Source organism: Arcicella sp. GW822-FHT02H01 (assembly GCF_058802005.1).
The window spans coordinates 4,333,617-4,351,346 of record NZ_JBXANT010000001.1 but is presented as its reverse complement, the minus strand read 5'-3'; the positions used below and the strand labels follow the sequence as shown (position 1 = coordinate 4,351,346).

Here is a 17,730-nt window from a genome sequence, read left to right as displayed (position 1 = left end):
TTATTGTTAATTTTAATGACTTATCCATATTTTTCTGACAAATGTATTACGTTCGTTTGAAAGTCGCAAAAGATACATTCCAGAATTTAGATGCTGTAAATTAATTGATTGACTATCAACATTTTCTTGTAAAATACTTCTCCCAAAAAGATCTAAGATTTCAACATTTTTTAAAGAAGAGTCGTTCCAATAAATTACATCAGGGCTAGGGTTGGGCGAAACCACCAAGTTCTTATCTTGAATTTCTTGTTCGCTTCCCAATACTACATCCAAAGGCTTCCCTCCCATGACAGGACGAATCATGATGCTTCCTCTGATGGCTTTATAAATACTTGTATCAGCGTTAGCCACATTCGACCAAGAGGTACTGATGCTAAAAAAATGTTTGTTGGTAAACTGTGCTGAGTTTTTATCTAAGCCTACAATTATCGGTTCATCATCTGTTAATTGAAGGTAACCAACATAAAAAGTATCGGTAACCGCCACAGGGTCGATAGCATATTCTACAAATCCATTCTGAATATCAGAGTACTGCACTTTTGTATAAAGTCCTCTCAGAATTTGCCCAGGCTTACCTTTGTCATTGCCCATTACTTGTAAAGTAATAGCATTCCCAGCAATACTAGTAAGTGATGGTTGAAGATTAATACGGATAGCCTTTACGACGTCTGCTTTATTGTTTACAAACTGTACCGCTACTCTACCAAAGCCTTTTTTCAAATATGCTCCTGCTTCGGCTGTACCATCATCATAAGCATAATAATTATCAAGGGCTACAGTAGTTGAAATGGTATCATTTTGGGTAAGAATACTATTTCTGAAAGAGATATTACTAGCATCTTGTGTACCCAAAAAGAATTTCATATTCAAATATGCTTTATCGCCAGACACTTTACTGGCAAAATTATTTTTGAATTTAAATACTTTTGAAGATCCCGCCGTCAAGGCATCTCGCCCTACTCTTTGGTCTTTTTGTAAGGTATCACTTCCAGCACTTAAATTGAGGTTTCTTACTGAATAATAAATATTTACGTCGTTGTTATTACTATACAAATTGTTCACTTTTACACCTGTAGAGTCATTAATTTCAGCGGTGGGTGATGGTTTTCCTGCCAAAAACTGAACCATTGGCATGGCCCTGTATCGTTTCAAAACTGGCTCAATATTATCGCTACAGGCAATGTCTTTTAGGTAGGAAACTCTTTCAAATTTATTGGTCTGATTATTCAGAATACTCCCTAATATATAGCCATTGATAGAATTGTCGCTTTTCTTGGCCAAGCACACGTAGTCTAAATGCCAAACATCAAACTGTCCAGACTTTCGACCAAAACTTTGAAAACGGAATTGAAAACTACCATGAAAATACAAACTAGCCCTAATCGGTAATATCACCTGACTAAAATTGGCAGGCAAGTTTACGCCTTTTTGCACCCAAACGGTATTCCATGTATTGCCGTTTGTCAAGAATTGTAGTGTTAAAGAATCTGATAAATCTGGTTGCTCTCCTAGTCCTCTGCCTTGCCAAAAGAAACTAAAATACAGGGAATCTGAGGGAGTATTGACTGATAAATTGATGGGTAATGATGTAAGGGTATCGGTAGCTCCCTGCGTAAGTTGGTTCGTAAAATCATAAGGAAAACCATTCGCTTGAAGTCCATCAAAAGTAGCAACATTTACAGTTGGCTGATTGACCGCTAAGGTATTATTCACAAAAACGCCTCCACCAGTTTGCCAAAGTGAAGAAATAGCTTGTCCATTTTTTGCTGTTGAAAAATCATCAAAAAATGGAAGGGTTAAAGCCGTAATTCTAGCCCGATTTTGGGGAAAATCTTCTGCTACGCTTTGTTTAGCTGGAACCGTGAAAAACTGTGCATTTGAAACTTGATGAGTAAGCAATAAGAGTAGAAAAATAAAGAAGTGTTGTGTGAAACCACACAACACTATATTTTTTGATTGATGTAAATCAGAAGATATTTTTTTCATGAAATCGTTTAAAAGTAAAATATCAATTCGGTGGGTTACCAGCTACCCAAAGGTCTACCATATCTCCAGAATGCACTTTATTACCATTCTGACATTCAGGGTTTTGTTTGATGATAGTTCCTGCTGGTTCTGTAGAGGTTGGGTCATAAATAACAGTACCAATCTGTAAGCCAGAGCCTTTGATAACAATCTGAGCTTCGTCATACAATTGTCCTACTACACATGGCACATCCATTTCTACTGAATTGGTTCCATTGCCTACTACCAACGTAACTTTAGAGCCTTTTGCAATTAACGAACCAGCATCGATTTTCGTACCTTCGAACTTCACTTCTAATACTTCATTTTGGCGACTATCATTCTGATATTCTAAATCAGGCTTTAACAAACCCGACACCAATAATTGCTGTTCAGCACTCCTGACAGACATTTCTGTAAGCTTGGGTAGCTTAATCATTGGTGCTGTTTCGGTATTGATAGTCAAATAAATTTTTCGTCCTTGTTTTACTTTTGAGTTTTCCAAAGGATATTGAGAAAGTACTGTCAGGGGCTTTACGCCAGCCGTAAAAGTACTGTCAGTTACTTCAAAATCAAGATTTCTTTCATCCAAAAGGTTTTCTGCCTCCTCCATTGTCAACCCTTTTAAATTAGGAACAGTAATAGCATCGCCGTGATTGGTGCTCCAAGGCAAATACACGAAGAAAAAACCAAAAAATAAAACCATTAATAACAAGGTTATGATGGCAGCATGGATATAAACGTCTTTTTTTGAATTGGTGGAAATTTTCATCATTGTTTTTTAGGGAAATATTAACACTTATCGGTTAGTATCTATTCAATTTATATTATGTTTAAACAATTACTTGGTTTGATTGTAAATAATAAATCTACTTTTTTTTAAATATTTACCAACTGATAAAGGATATTTATGTTGCAATTTACAAGATATTCATTTGAGAAGAATAGATTTCGTAATATTTTAACATATTGCATGATATTTAAGCATTCACGATTTTATGATGGAAAACAATATTATTTTATTAACCGATAGTTACAAAGTAAGTCATTACAAACAATATCCCGAAGGCACCACACAAATTTATAGTTACTTTGAAAGTCGTGGAGGTAAATTTGAGGAAATTACTTTTTTCGGTTTACAATATTTATTAAAAGAATATTTAGTAGGACAAGTTGTTACTCAACATAAAATAGACCGTGCTGCCAAATTGTACGAAGCACATTTTGGCAATGCTTCTTTGTTTAACAAAGCAGGCTGGGAATATATTTTGCATAATCATGGTGGACGTTTACCCATCAAGATAAAAGCTGTGCCTGAAGGAAAAGTTATTCCTACTCACAACGTAATGATGACGGTAGAAAATACCGCCCCAAATTGCTTTTGGTTAACTAATTTCTTAGAAACGCTTTTGCTTCAATTATGGTATCCAAGTACGGTAGCTACCATCAGCAGAGAAGTAAAGAAAGTAATAACGACATACCTCGAAGAAACAGGCGACCCTACTACTATCGATTTTAAATTACATGATTTTGGCTTTAGGGGTGTAAGTAGTGTAGATAGTGCAAGTATTGGCGGAGCAGCCCATTTGATAAATTTTATGGGAACTGATACCGTTGCAGCGTTGACTTTTATCCAAGCTTATTATGGAAATGAAGATGATATGTTTGGATTCAGTATTCCAGCGGCAGAACATAGTACGATAACTAGCTGGGGAAAAGACCAAGAAGTAGATGCCTATCGTAACATGTTAGAGCAATATCCAGAAGGCTTGGTGGCGGTAGTAAGCGATAGTTATGATATATATCATGCCTGTGAAAAATTATGGGGAGAAGTGCTAAAAGATGATATTCTGGCAAGGAAAGGTACCTTAGTAGTTCGTCCTGATAGCGGTGAACCTAAAGAAATAGTACTGAAAGTAGCGGAGATTTTAGGAGAAAAAATTGGATTTAGCCTTAATTCAAAGGGATATAAAGTATTGCATCCAAACATCAGAATAATACAGGGTGATGGCGTAAATTATGAAAGTATTGGAGAGATTTTGGAACATTTAAAAAAACATGGTTGGAGTGCCGACAATGTAGCTTTTGGCATGGGCGGAGCGTTGCTACAAAAGGTAAATCGGGATACCCAAAAATTTGCTTTTAAATGTAGTGCCGCTACTATTAATGGTCAAGAACAAGAGGTTTTTAAAGACCCTATCACCGACCACGGTAAATTGAGCAAAAAAGGTAGATTGAAATTAGTATTTGAAAACGGTACTTATCACACCAAAAAACAAGAAGAAAGCGGTGAGGATATTTTAGAAACTGTTTTTGAAAATGGTGAAATTTTGAAAGAAATTAGTTTTGCGGAGGTGAAGGGGAATAGTAATTAGTATTGTTTTAAACAATTAGTACAATTAACACTAACTAGATAATATTTAGTTGATTATATTTGTTTAGGTATTGAACGATAGATATTTATAAAAATGACAGCTGAAAAAACTATCAATATAAAGGCTAAACTTGAGCCTACTAAAAAAGAGTTATTTGAGATTTTACTGAAAGAATCTAACTTAACGTATGACGACGTTATTGATAACGCAGTTACTCAATTCATCAGGGCTAATAAAGATTTGTTAAAAGAAGACCAAAAGAAAAAATTTAAAAATTTCTTATTAAGCTTTAATTAATGCCAAAATATGAATCCTCACGATTTTTTTGAAAAATATCAGAATTTTCATATAGGTGCTAGTCCTTACTTTTCTTGTCTTGAAACAAGAAAAGTAACAAAAGAAATTCAAGAATTCCTAAACTCGCTTCGCTCAAACAGTAGGAATTCGATGTCTCCCAATCATAAAAACCGGTCAAAAATAGTTTTTTGACCAGTTTTTATGATTTTAGAATTCGGGATGATTCATATTTATCATAGTAAGCCTAAAGCATATTGCCTATAGCTTACAGCTCATAACTGAAAGCTCAAAGCTAAATCACCCCTAATCTCTCCTACCCTTATTATTCCCTCTAAAAGGTTTCCATTCCTTGTTTTCAGGTTTTACAAAAGGTTTTTTCTTTTTGTTTTTATCTAAGCTTCCAGCATTGTTTGGAATAGATTCGTTCACTACAATTTTTCTTTCGTCTATTTCAGCACCATTCAATGATTCAATCGCTAATTGAGCCTCAGCATCATTTGGCATTTGCACAAACGCAAAACCTTTGTTCTGACGCGTAATTTTATCAATCACAATTTTAGCAGAAGTTACTTCGCCATATACTTCAAAAATCTCTTTCAGTCTTGCATCCTTCCACTTGAAAGGAATGCTTCCTACATAAATATCCATTGTTTATTATTTTATTTCAATACAAAGGTAAGCAATATACTATACTATGGATACTATTTAGAAGATTCGTTTGATAGCTTTTCATTGTGTTACTGAAAAATGCTTTATTCTCCTAGTGATTACCATATCGTTTTTCACCTGCTAGGATTGCCACCTTCAATTTATTGTCTGGCGTTGGCAAAGGACAAGTAGCATAAGGTGTAAATGCACATGGCGGGTTATAAGCTTTATTAAAGTCTATATAGGTAAATCCGTCAGTATCTGGCTTAGGTACTTCTAGAAATCTACCTCCGCCGTAGCTATCATGTTGGTTGGTTAAGTCACCAAAGACCAAGCTTAAATCATTGCCCGAACTGGTGGCATCCAATGAATACTCTTTACCATCTACAGTAAACACTAATTTGCCTGGTGAATCTTGTTCATAGGTACGTCCAGTAATATCTGTAATCTTCAACTTTTTGCCTTGAGTAGGCACAAATTTAGCTTTTATACGCCAGTTTTCACTGATTGGGAAGGTATTAATCCCTTTAAATTCTTTCAAAATCGGACTTTCTAAGTCACGCAAACGAATGGCATATTGTTCCCCTCTTTTGATAATAAACCAACGCAGAGACTTGTGTTTAAGCACTACAGGTCTACCCTCGTATGGAAACAAGATTGTTTGATTTACAGGTTGTTCTCCATTATAAACCGAAGTATTATTATAAGCTTCAAAGGTTACTTTACCGTCTTTCAAAATAATTTTGCCCAAATTAGCATCGCTATGGTCTGATGGAAAAACTATTTTATTTTTAACATCACCACCAATAGTGTTTTCACCTTCCTCAAGCCAAATTAAGCCTGCCAGATTTAGCCAACCATTCTCACTTTTCAAGCCTTCAATGCGTTTTTGTTGCCAGCTTTTTATTTCACTTTCATAAGGAGAGTCAAGCCTAAAGGCAGAAATGAGTACTGATAATAATATCACGGATAGGATTATACTATTTTTTTTCATGGAATTTAGATTGATTGATAAAGGTTCTAAGTAATAAACACTATATAATCTACCTTTTAAATAGATTTAATATCAAAATTAATAGAAAAATTGTAAAACGCAATTGCTTACTGCTGTATCCTACTAAAAATCACACGGTTCGTAAATATTCTACCGAAATGTTATCTATCTTTTCTAATTTTCCTAGAATCTGATTGGCCAATGATTTTCTGAAATCAATTTCTATTGTACACTGGTTATCAAAGACTTGATTCTTGATTTTCAAATCAAAATCCTTTACTACCTTCATCACATCGTTCATTTGGATATATTCAAATTGTATTTGGTAGACTTCATTAACTGTCTTTTCAATCACATCAGCCATCGAAAGAGCCTCTTCCGTAGCTGATTTATAAGCATTGATTAACCCCGGAACACCCAATAATGTTCCGCCCCAATAGCGGACTACTACTACCAGAATATTGGTAATATCTTTAGACAAAAGCACATTCAATATCGGGCGACCAGCCGAACCCGAAGGCTCGCCATCATCGTTTACCCTGAAATTGGTTTTATCTAACCCCAAGCGAAAGGCATAGCAAAAATGAACCGCCTTGAAATGTTCTTTGCGGAGTGGTTCTATCAAGACTTTTACTTCAGCCTCTTGTTCTATATGATAAGCAAAAGCAAAAAACTTACTGCCCTTATCTTTAAAAAGTCCTTCTGAGGGACTTTCTATTGTTTTGTATGTATCTTCCAATTAATTTTTTTCTGATTTGAAAATTTGAAGATTTGGAAATTTGAAAATATTAAAATAATCAATTTTGAATTTCAATTATCAAATCAAAAGCTTAAATCATTTTTAAATCTTCAAATTAAAACATCTATTCCTTTATCCCTATAAACCTCCACCTCCTCTATCTTCGCATTCGTAATCAACACATCTACCAAAGTAATCGGAGCGAACGTTAAGTATTTATCCTTTCCAAGTTTTGAAGCATCACAAAGGAAATATTTCTTGGCAGAAGCATTCGCCATCGCTAAAGTAATGCTCGCTTCGTCTTCTCCAAAGGCACTTAGTCCGTTTTCTGGCGAGATACCATCAACACCCAGAAAGGCTTTATCAACTTTGTATCGGGCAATATGTTCTTCGGCAATCCTACCGTGTACCGCTTGGCGTTCTTGGTCAATTTCTCCACCAATCAGGTTGATTGATACTTGACTATTCATCAATTCATAGACCACAGGCAACGAATTAGTAATGACTTTAATCCGCTTGTTTTTAATAAACTGGCACATCCTAAAAACAGTACTACCACAGTCCATCAAAATAATATCACCATCCTCAATCTGCTGTGCTGCTAGCTGACAAATCTTATCTTTCTCCTTCGCATTTACGGCCGTTTTGTTAGCAAAAGTAAATGGCATTTGTGCCAAAGCAAGCTTCATTGCCCCGCCATGCGTACGAAACAACAGTCCATCAGTAGCCATTTGTTGTAAATCTCTACGGATGGTAATCTCTGAAATATCTAAAGCTTGGGCAAAATCTTTTACCTCCGCTTCTCCCCTTTCTTCTAAAATTTTTAGAATTATCTGCTTTCTATTTTGAAAACTCATAAAAACATGATTAATTTGTTCAAAAATAATCAATAATTATCAAATATAATCATAAAATGATTCCAAGCATCAAAATTAAGAAAACCGAGGTACTTTCAGACAATTGGTACACATTACGCAAAATAACTTTCGATATTGAACAAAAAGATGGTTCGTGGATAACACAGTCAAGAGAAGCCTACGACCGTGGCAATGGTGCCGTGATTCTATTATATAATGTGGCCAACAAAACGGTGATACTGACTGAGCAATTCAGAATGCCGACCTATCATAACGGAAACCCGACGGGCATGTTGATTGAAGCTTGTGCAGGTTTGTTGGACGAAGACAATGCGGAAGATTGCATCAAAAGAGAAACCGAAGAAGAAACAGGTTTTAGGATTACCGAGGTAAAAAAGATTTATGAAGCGTATATGTCGCCCGGTTCAGTGACGGAGATACTCTATTTCTTTGTTGCAGAATACGACAAAAGTCAGCAAGTAAGCGAAGGAGGAGGTGTAGAAGGCGAACACGAAAATATTGAAGTGTTGGAATTACCCTTTGAAAAAGCCTTTGCCATGATAGCAACTGGCGAAATAAAAGACGCCAAAACGATAATGCTTTTGCAATATATCAGACTTAACAACATACTATAATGCCAAATAACCAACCAATGATGATACTAGTAGCGGGACCATATCGATCTGGTACGAATGACGACCCAGCTTTAATAGAAGCCAACGTAAAAGCCATGACAGACACGGCGTTGGAATTGTACCGAATGGGACATATTCCAGTATTAGGCGAATGGTTTGCTTTACCCTTGATTGAAGCGGCAGGTTCAAAAGAAGTTGGCGATGCCATATTTAATGAAATATTTCATCCAGTTGCTATCAAGCTAATTAGTCAGTGTGATGCAGTATTAAGAATTGGAGGAGCATCTACTGGTGCAGATGAAATGGTGAATGTTGGAGTGGCGAAAGGGAAAATGGTGTTTTTTGATGTGACAGAGATTGGGGTTGTTGGCTAAAGATTGTTGAATCAACTTAGGCATTTACATTTCTACAAAGCCCATACAATAGCAATAAAGTAAATTGTACTATACCGAGAAAATCTTCTTTAAAATAAGTTTTTTGAAATTTTTGAATTGAATATTTTTGATTGTTTTTTAGAATTGGTAGATTTAGAAAAACAAGGTTTTAGAGGACAGTGAAACTAATTAAAAATATGCAATTATCAGAATTAAAGAAAGAACTAATAATTGGAGTTATCTCCTTTATCTTTGGAGGTGTATTATTTTTATTTTTTCAAAATTTTCTTGATAGACCCAAACCTCAGATAAGCGTGAAAAATATTTCCTTTGATAACAATTCAGGAGATATAATAGAATTGCCGAACAAATATCTTCAAAAAAATGATGAATTAGTATCATTTAATAAATATATGGAATATCATGAAATACTTTCCCAAGAACAAAAAATTGGTAATTTATTAAATAGGCTTAAAGAATTAAAAGTAGAGTTGACTAAATGGGCAGATGCTAATTTGTTAAATTCCATTAATGATACTCTTCCGACAGAATTAGGCTCTTTCCCTATTCTAAATAATGCGGAGTATGCTAAATTATTTATGGCTACTTTAAAAAGTATAGACCAAAATTCAATCCCTGTAAGGACTGAAGAGTTAGGAAAAGCAATTACAAGAGTAGAGACAGGAATTGACAATAAGGCAAATACTCTTACTGTTAACATAAAGGAACGAGAAATGAAGATTAAAGACTTTTATGCTACCTCAATAAATGATATAACAATTCTGAATAATTTTATTTACACAATTAGGAAAAATAATCGAACTAATCTAAAATTCTACACTCAAGAATGTTTAGCTGATATAAATAGCAGAATATCAACTTATCAAGAGCTACTTCAAGATCTTCAAAATTTATTAATTGAAAAATCTAGGATAAAAATTAAGATGACAATTTACAACAATGGAAAAGATGCGGTGGTTTTACATCCCTATTTTAAACTGGAAGTTTTTAATGATAAAAATATCGAAGAAGAATATTTATTAAATACAATCAATTGGGAACGAGATGAGATGAAGCCTCTATTTGATTATTTAAATGAAATGAAAACTATAATGAAAGATGATGTTGAGAATATTCCTTTGAATAAAAATAACTCAACAGATGACTATAAGAGTTTTTTTCAAGACAGGAAGACCTTTCCACATTTAAGTATTCCTGGAGGACAGAATATTACAGTAATACTTGAATCAACACCAAACTTGAATGATAAAGGGATAAACATAAAAAAATGGTTTGAGTCAGGTGCTTTATTTTGTCGTGTTGAAGGTTTGACAGTTGATAACGACATAGTAAACTCACCTGAAATTTTATTTAATGCCAACATACAAGATAAGGTTAAAACAAGATTAGGATTATAATAACCCTCGCTGTTCCAAGTCTAAAGACTTGGAACAGCACACAGACATTTGATACAAAAAAATAACCACACCAATAAAGCAATTTGGTAACTTAGCCAAGTTATAAATCATTACAATTTTACCTATGAGCAGTATCCTCAAATTCAACTGGAATTATTTCATCTTAGCTTTTTTGTTATTTGTAATAGAAGTACTTATTGCCATGTTTGCTCATGATCAATTCATTCGCCCTTATTTTGGCGACTTTTTAGTTGTCATACTGATTTATTGTTTTGTAAAGTCCTTTCTGGATACTCCTTTTTTTAAAACAGCCATAGCAGTTTTAGTTTTTTCTTTTACATTAGAGGTTTTGCAATACTTTGATATTGTTACTAAACTTGGTTTAGGACATTCAAAATTTGCCAGAACTGTTATAGGAACATCGTTTGAATGGATTGACTTAATTGCTTATACGCTTGGAATTGCTTTTGTGATTTATGTAGAGAGTAGGTTCTCCACAACTAATTCGAGCAAGAGCGAAACACTTAAGTAGTTTTTTTAGCATCGTCATAAACAAACTTTATAACGACTCCTCAAAATCCTGAAAGGATTCAATATTTATAGCTAAATAATAAATTGGGAAATATGACTCCTTCGGAGTCAAACAATTTTGCGAAAGCTTCTTCTCTATCTATAAACATTTTAATCCTTCGGATTTTTTATTTACTTGCACATTCAATATCTCTTCTACGTGTAAAACTAACCAATTTGATAAATGAAATTCTTTTTACAAATCAGCAATAAAACAGTAGTTTTTCTTCTATTTTTCACGGTATGGACTGACATGATTTTACCCAAACAATTTAAAAATAGTGGATTGGCATTTTGGATTTGGACAATGTTTCTTTTAAGTTGGTTCTATTTCGCATTTAAACATTTATCTTCTATTTCAGACAAAAATATTAAAATTAAGCTATCATATAATTTTGCATTAACATGGTTAGTGATTACCACAAGTTTACGTTGGGGATTTGGGTTTAACCCAATTCCTATTGGTTATTTTAATTTGATATGCTACATTTATTTAGCTGTTGTATTAACAGTTTATCTGTTAAGATTGGAACAAAATAAGAAAGTAAATATTAAATCAATTATGACTTTTCTTATGGTATTTATTCTACCGATAGGTGCATGGTGGATTCATAAAAGAATTCAGAAAGTTGTTTTAGAACATAATAATATTGCTGTTTCAATCCTCTAGGCTTTCACCAAAAACAACTAAAATTATTATTATTGCCCTATCTCTAATGCTAGAAAACACGAAACAGCATATTTATATTAACACTCATCATGGACAAACAAACAGTTAAATATATTATGGACTATTTTTTTCATCTTTCAAATGATAAAGAAAAACTTGCATGGAAACATTACAGTTCAAGTATAAAACTTGAAGGAAACGAAAGTCCAAAAAAGCTTGAAATGTACAAAAAAAAGGGATGGTTGACTGATGATAATGATGTATTGAATTTATTGAAAGATGGCTATGATAACTTTGAAGAAAATACTGCAAAAAAGATATTAGCAACACATGAAGATAAAATATTTTTTAATAGATGCCCCAATTGTGGTTTACTCGCACGAACTCCTCAGGCAAAGCAATGTAGGTATTGCCTGCACGACTGGCATGACTCTTAAGCTACTTTGAAAATAAAGGATATTTATCAATCATGCCATGATTGTACTATCTTTAAATAAATCTACATTAAGCACAACACAATGATTCGCTACAACATCAATTGGTTAACTGATAAATTTGAAAATGGAGACATTTTGAAATTTATATACTTTTGGGGACATACCAATAAATACAATGAAACTGTTGGTAAATTCTGTTTTAGTCAATGGTTTCACTGCCCTTTCACCGTCAATGACGTGACTTACAAAACATCAGAACATTGGATGATGGCTCATAAAGCATTACTCTTTGGTGATAAAAACAATTTTGATAAAATCATTCATTGCGACAAACCAGGAGAAGCTAAAGAGCTGGGTAGGCAAGTAATGGGATATGACGAACAAATTTGGAATGATAAAAAATTCGATATTGTAAGACTAGGAAATATTCATAAGTTTAATCAGCATCCAGCTATTGCTGAATTTCTTTTGCAAACAGGGAATAGAATTTTAGTAGAGGCGAGTCCAGTCGATACAATATGGGGAGTGGGATTATCGCCAGATAACAATGACATTGAAAATATTTATGCTTGGCGTGGTCAAAATCTACTTGGCTTTGTATTGATGGAGACAAGAGATTTTTTAAAAGAATTTGGGCATTTCAAACCAGTTGAAAATGCTATGCAAGCACCTTGGATAAAATTTCCTAATATTAATGACAAAGATTGTTTTTGGCGAATGGGGCTTGGGGAAGAATACTTAGTACAATTTAGTAAGTATTATTCAAGTCTGAACGAAAGAGATAAAACTATTTATAAATTAACTAACCCCTCCCCTCACCATTGGACAAGCTTTTACCTTTAATTAGCCTATTTAAATATTAAATAACGTTTCATTGGTTCTAGTAATACCATCTCCTTTTTCACCAAAAGCTTAAATTGTTTAAACAATAGGAAAGATTTATTTAATAGTTACTTTTTCAAACAACGACTTTAGTATTTTAAATCCATGAACACACAAAACGCTGTATATATTGCTCAAAGTCTTGATGGTTATATTGCCGACAAAAATGGTGGTATTGCTTGGCTAGATTCTATAGCCAATCCTGATGGTGATGATATGGGATATTATGCTTTTTTCAACCGTATAGATGCCCTCGTAATGGGTAGAGTAACTTTTGAGACTGTTTGCGGTTTTGATTGCGAATGGCCTTATAACAAACCTGTTTTTGTATTGAGTAATACCCTCGCTGAAATTCCTGAAAGCCATCATGAGAAAGCATTTCTCATGAAAGGAACACTGGCAGATATTCTTTCGCAGATACACCAAAAAGGATATACTCGCTTATATATAGATGGCGGAAAAACTATTCAACAATTCTTAAAAGAAGATTTGATAGATGAAATGATTATTACAACTTTTCCCCTCTTACTTGGTGGAGGTTTTCCTCTTTTTGGTGACTTAGTACAACCCTTAGCTTTTGAAGTACAATCTTCTCAAATCTTTTTGGGCAATTTAGTTCAAACATACTTTATTAGGAAAAAATCTTAAAACTCCTTAGACATTAGAGAAGGGATTCTTATGGCATGACTACTAAGCTAGCTTGACAATAAAGAGTATAATATCAGTCATGCCATGAGTATATACGTTATTCTAACTTTATTGTAAATCACTATGCACCCGTGGCATGATTATTTAATTACTTTTGAATATAAAAGAGTATAATATTAGTCATACTATGAATGTAACTTTAAGGTTTGTTCTTGAGTAAAAATACCGTTTAATAAATATGAACGTTAATAATAGGAAATATTTTTAATTAAGATTATGTTTGATTCGTCATTCGACAGCACTTCCAAATACCACTGCATTAAGATAACCTACTAGCCATCTCAAAAGAAATTTAAAAAAAATTGAATCCACAAACAACCTTTTCCTCAATAATTACGTATCTGAAATTAAGAGAAGTTTCTAAACTTTTAAACAAATTTAACACTACAAACAACAATCAGCGAACATGAATACAATATTATTAATCCACAGCGTACTAGCAGTATCAATTTATTTTTTTATGCAAAAAATAAATAAAATACTTTCTCCTAGAGTTAGCATATTGACAGTTAACCTCTTGTTAGTTGTCTTTAATGTTCTTGTTCTTATCCTGATTCCGATTTGCCTTGGGGAGATATTGCGAGTGTCTTTGGGGGAAAATGAAGAGCAATCTGAAAAAAACCAATTATTAATTTTTGCTCCTCATGTTTTAAGCTTTTCAATCAACCTTTACAATTTGTTTATTGCTAATAACAAACAGTTAAGTAATGATTCACGAATTATTACTTAAGCAATGTATTAATATAAAATGATGACTGGTACAATCGATAATTTCTTAATCATTTGTACCAGTCTTTTGTTTTTAAAAAATTACTAAGGGAAATCTGCTATTTATCTTTCAAATCCTTGGTTACTTTTACATAGCCAATCACTTCATTATCATTATTATGTATAGCAGTCAATACTACTGAACTCCAGAAGTTTGTCTTATCTTTTCTCACCCTCCACCCTTCATGATAAGACCTTCCATGTTTTCTGGCTTGCTCAAGGAATGAATTGGGAAATCCCTTTTGAATATCTTCCTCACTATAAAAAACATTAAAACTTTTACCTATTATTTCTTGGGCAGTATATCCTTTAATGCGCTGTGCTCCTTTATTCCATCTTTCAATAATTCCTTTATCATCTAATAATATGATAGCGTAGTCTTCTATTTCATCAATCATTCTATTGTTTCGTTCTTCTGATATATCCAGCGAATTTTGGACGTGCCTGATATCCGTTAGGTCGCGGGTTACTTTAATGTATCCTATCACTTCGCCTATCTCGTTATGGATACTTGTGATTATAACACTTGCCCAGAATCGCGAGCCATCCTTTTTGATACGCCAGCCTGTATTTCTAGCAACTTTGTTTAGTCTAGCTTCTGCTAATAATGTTTCTGGTAGTTTATTTTCTATATCCTTTGATGAATAAAAGTTCTTAAAACTTTTGCCTACAATCTCGGCCGAAGTATATCCCTTAATTTTTTGGGCTCCTATATTCCAGTTTTCAATATTTCCGTTTACATCTAACAATAGAATAGCATAATCTTCAATCTCTTCGATGGCTTTGTTAAATTGCATGATTTTGACATCCTTATTCCCCATTGATTCATTGACTATCGAACGGATTTTATTATCCAAAATGCTTGTCGCATCACTAATCATCTTTATCCATTCGTCATTTACCTCATACAAACCGTCTTTAATTAAATTAACCAGCCCCATAATTGATGTTAGTGGGTGGCGCACTTCATGAGATTGTAATTGGGCAATTTGCCTCATAGAAATATTTTTTTCTTCTATCTCCTGATTTTTTTGTAATAGTCGTTTTTGACTCAATTTTAATTCCAATAAACAAACTACTTGCTTCGACAGCACTTCTAATGTTAATTGTTGTAGCTCTGTCAAATCGTTGGGCGTTACGTCAAATAAGCATAAAGTTCCTAGCCTATAACCACTACTCATGACCAAAGGCACCCCTGCATAAAAGCACAAATTAGGGGCAGTGTGCACTAAGGGATTAGTATCAAATCGACTATCTTTAGTGGCATCATTAATAATTAGTATCTCGTCCTGCTGTATCGCATACTGACAAAATGATGTTTCACGGGATGCTTGTTTTTGTTCTACGCCTGTTGATACTTTTATCCAATTAAAGTTTTCCCCTAATAAAGTAATGAGCGAAATGGGTGTTTCGCATAATCTTGAAGCTAAATTTGTAATTTGTTGAAGTTCAGGGATGGCGTCAAAATCAAGTTGTAAGTAAGTATTTACTTCTTGTAATCTATTTATTTCATACTCATTCATAATTGTACTATTATGTGGTTTTTATATCAAATTATGGGCAATTTTTCTGAGCAAAATAAATCATGACTCTTTAATTGACATAACTAATAACTAAATGATGTCTGAACGACACATTCCATAAAATTAAAACCCAAATACACCTCCTATTGTTTTGTATTGGGCATATATTGGAAAGACAACGTACAATTTATAGTAAAATTTGATGCCATTGTGCAATTTTACTTAATCGCAGATTAATTGCCGACAAAGGTAAATCTAACGCATAAAACAAAAATTGCCCACCAAAACCAAAGGCTTGATGGGCAATTTTTGTTTTCTAAACTTATGTATTACAAACTAGTATTTGAATACTTTTCCGCCTGCTAATACTTCTTGTGTTTTCTCGTCAAAAGTAACTTTCAAGCCTGTTCTGTAAGCAGCGTTCGACATGATTGTTGCGATTGAGTGAGAATATCCTGCTTCAATTGGTGCATGGCTTTGCTTACGCGAACGTACACATTCCATCCAATTCTTGATGTGACTGAACGTCAATGGGTCTCCACCAGTGTTTGCTTCTGACGCCACTTTCTGACCTTCTAGCTTCATCGGTGCTAACAAATTAGCTTTCAAGCCCATTGTTTTAGCATGTCCTTCTGTTAAACCTCCAGTTGCTGAAATCTCGTTGGTATCTAAGTTAATCATACCACCGTTTGAGTAATACAATTCTTTCGTTTCGCCTGCTGAGTTAGAGAAACGTGAAGTAAACTGTACTTGGAAACCTGATTTAGGGTCATCTAATGGGCCGTAATCAAATACTACTGTTAATGTATCTGCATTCGAACGACCATCTTTCCACTGATAAATACCACCGTTGGCTACTACGCTTCTTGGGTGTGGTAAACCTGTGAACCAGTGAACTGTATCAATTTGGTGACTCATCCATTGTCCTGGAATACCAGAAGAATATGGCCAGAATAAACGGTATTCTAAATATTTACGTGGGTCAAATGCTTCGAAAGGACGGTTCATTAAATAACGTTTCCAATCTACATCTGTTTCTTTCAAGTTTTTAACCAATTCTGGTCTTCTCCAACGTTCTGGTTGGTTTACGTTCCACATCAATTCTACCATCACTATCGGGCCAAATTTACCTGATTTGATAAAATCTTCCGCAGCAAAGTAGTTTTCACCACTTCTACGTTGTGAACCAATCTGAACAATTTGCTTAGACGACTTCACTGCTTTTAATACCGCACGTGCATCTTCCATGGTTTCAGCCAATGGTTTTTCAGTGTAAGTATCACAACCAGCCTTTACGGCTTCTACCGTGTGTAAGGCGTGTTGGAAATCGGCAGTTGAGATAAATACGGCATCCACCATTTTAGAATCGTAAAGCTCTTCGTTGTTTCTGAAAACCTTTACATCGCTACCCAATTGCTTATCTAAATAGGCTTTACCTTCTTCTCTACGACGATTCCACAAATCAGAAAGAGCCGTCATTTCAAAATTCATTTCTTTTTGTAAAGCCTTGAATGGCCCTACGTGAGAAGATCTGTGACGGTCAGAAAAACCTACACAACCTACTCTTACGCGGTCGTTTGCACCGATAATTTTAGCGTATGATTTAGCACTAAATGTTAATGCTCCCAAGGAAGCAAAGGTTGTTTTTTGGATAAATTCTCTTCTTTCCATAGTTTATTTGTTGTTGTTTTGTGATTAGTAATTGGTGATTAGTGATTAGCATTCTAAATAAGTGATTGTTAAATAGTAATTAGTTTTTAAGTCTTGTAAAATCCATAAAATCTATTCCCTATTTATTCTTCACTTTAAACTAATTACCAATCACTAATTA

19 protein-coding genes are annotated in these 17,730 nt (G+C 34.0%); 11 read left to right on the top strand and 8 right to left on the bottom strand.

All coding sequences use genetic code 11. The annotated features are described in order from the left end of the window. Positions 1-12: 12 nt before the first annotated feature. Positions 13-1,986 (bottom strand): T9SS type A sorting domain-containing protein, encoded by a 1,974-nt coding sequence (locus AC1RNE_RS18095; RefSeq protein ID WP_492802819.1) that lies wholly within the window; start codon positions 1,984-1,986, stop codon positions 13-15. 22 nt (positions 1,987-2,008) lie between these two features. Then, positions 2,009-2,779, bottom strand: coding sequence for a PASTA domain-containing protein (locus tag AC1RNE_RS18090; protein ID WP_492802818.1), 771 nt, complete (start codon positions 2,777-2,779; stop codon positions 2,009-2,011). A gap of 223 nt (positions 2,780-3,002) precedes the next feature. Between AC1RNE_RS18090 and AC1RNE_RS18085 the strand changes: the two genes are divergently transcribed. After that, complete coding sequence (locus AC1RNE_RS18085) at positions 3,003-4,379, top strand: nicotinate phosphoribosyltransferase (RefSeq protein ID WP_492802816.1); 1,377 nt, start codon at positions 3,003-3,005, stop codon at positions 4,377-4,379. A 93-nt stretch (positions 4,380-4,472) separates the two neighbouring features. Beyond that, a complete protein-coding gene (locus tag AC1RNE_RS18080; RefSeq protein ID WP_492802815.1) occupies positions 4,473-4,676 on the top strand; it encodes a hypothetical protein in 204 nt (67 codons plus the stop codon). Between the two features lie 303 nt (positions 4,677-4,979). Here AC1RNE_RS18080 and rbp read toward each other — a convergent pair whose 3' ends face one another. From rbp to AC1RNE_RS18060, 4 genes are all read right to left on the bottom strand, one after another. Further along, on the bottom strand, positions 4,980-5,324 hold the full coding sequence (gene rbp / locus AC1RNE_RS18075) for an RNA-binding regulator (RefSeq protein ID WP_309923156.1): 345 nt from the start codon (positions 5,322-5,324) through the stop codon (positions 4,980-4,982). A 112-nt stretch (positions 5,325-5,436) separates the two neighbouring features. Beyond that, positions 5,437-6,318, bottom strand: coding sequence for a DUF1684 domain-containing protein (locus AC1RNE_RS18070; protein WP_492802814.1), 882 nt, complete (start codon positions 6,316-6,318; stop codon positions 5,437-5,439). Between the two features lie 130 nt (positions 6,319-6,448). After that, the gene (locus AC1RNE_RS18065) at positions 6,449-7,057 is read right to left on the bottom strand and encodes an IMPACT family protein (protein WP_492802812.1); all 609 of its coding nucleotides are present in this window, start codon (positions 7,055-7,057) and stop codon (positions 6,449-6,451) included. Positions 7,058-7,167: 110 nt separating this feature from the next. Beyond that, positions 7,168-7,914 carry a DeoR/GlpR family DNA-binding transcription regulator gene (locus AC1RNE_RS18060; RefSeq protein ID WP_492802810.1) on the bottom strand — a complete coding sequence of 249 codons (747 nt, stop codon included), beginning with the start codon at positions 7,912-7,914 and terminating at the stop codon, positions 7,168-7,170. Between the two features lie 56 nt (positions 7,915-7,970). Here AC1RNE_RS18060 and nudK point away from each other — a divergent pair, with 56 nt between their 5' ends. From nudK to AC1RNE_RS18015, 9 genes are all read left to right on the top strand, one after another. Then, positions 7,971-8,549 (top strand): GDP-mannose pyrophosphatase NudK, encoded by a 579-nt coding sequence (gene nudK / locus AC1RNE_RS18055; RefSeq protein ID WP_492802808.1) that lies wholly within the window; start codon positions 7,971-7,973, stop codon positions 8,547-8,549. After that, complete coding sequence (locus tag AC1RNE_RS18050; protein ID WP_492802807.1) at positions 8,549-8,923, top strand: DUF4406 domain-containing protein; 375 nt, start codon at positions 8,549-8,551, stop codon at positions 8,921-8,923. The genes nudK and AC1RNE_RS18050 overlap by 1 nt, the downstream gene beginning before the upstream one ends. Positions 8,924-9,120: 197 nt before the next feature. Next, entirely contained in the window at positions 9,121-10,341 is a 1,221-nt protein-coding gene (locus tag AC1RNE_RS18045) for a hypothetical protein (protein WP_492802806.1), read from the top strand. Between the two features lie 124 nt (positions 10,342-10,465). Next, complete coding sequence (locus AC1RNE_RS18040) at positions 10,466-10,873, top strand: ribosomal maturation YjgA family protein (RefSeq protein WP_492802804.1); 408 nt, start codon at positions 10,466-10,468, stop codon at positions 10,871-10,873. A 222-nt stretch (positions 10,874-11,095) separates the two neighbouring features. After that, positions 11,096-11,581 (top strand): hypothetical protein, encoded by a 486-nt coding sequence (locus tag AC1RNE_RS18035; RefSeq protein ID WP_492802802.1) that lies wholly within the window; start codon positions 11,096-11,098, stop codon positions 11,579-11,581. A gap of 89 nt (positions 11,582-11,670) precedes the next feature. After that, the gene (locus tag AC1RNE_RS18030) at positions 11,671-12,018 is read left to right on the top strand and encodes a hypothetical protein (protein WP_492802801.1); all 348 of its coding nucleotides are present in this window, start codon (positions 11,671-11,673) and stop codon (positions 12,016-12,018) included. 81 nt (positions 12,019-12,099) lie between these two features. Beyond that, complete coding sequence (gene ybiA / locus AC1RNE_RS18025; protein ID WP_492802799.1) at positions 12,100-12,861, top strand: riboflavin biosynthesis intermediates N-glycosidase; 762 nt, start codon at positions 12,100-12,102, stop codon at positions 12,859-12,861. Between the two features lie 144 nt (positions 12,862-13,005). Then, positions 13,006-13,548 (top strand): dihydrofolate reductase family protein, encoded by a 543-nt coding sequence (locus AC1RNE_RS18020; RefSeq protein ID WP_492802797.1) that lies wholly within the window; start codon positions 13,006-13,008, stop codon positions 13,546-13,548. Between the two features lie 466 nt (positions 13,549-14,014). Further along, positions 14,015-14,338, top strand: coding sequence for a hypothetical protein (locus AC1RNE_RS18015; protein ID WP_492802796.1), 324 nt, complete (start codon positions 14,015-14,017; stop codon positions 14,336-14,338). A gap of 97 nt (positions 14,339-14,435) precedes the next feature. Here AC1RNE_RS18015 and AC1RNE_RS18010 read toward each other — a convergent pair whose 3' ends face one another. Together AC1RNE_RS18010 and AC1RNE_RS18005 are read right to left on the bottom strand one after the other, a co-directional pair. Continuing rightward, positions 14,436-15,899 (bottom strand): PAS domain S-box protein, encoded by a 1,464-nt coding sequence (locus tag AC1RNE_RS18010; protein ID WP_492802795.1) that lies wholly within the window; start codon positions 15,897-15,899, stop codon positions 14,436-14,438. Positions 15,900-16,235: 336 nt separating this feature from the next. Continuing rightward, a complete protein-coding gene (locus AC1RNE_RS18005; protein WP_492802794.1) occupies positions 16,236-17,570 on the bottom strand; it encodes a Gfo/Idh/MocA family protein in 1,335 nt (444 codons plus the stop codon). Between the last annotated feature and the right edge of the window lie 160 nt (positions 17,571-17,730).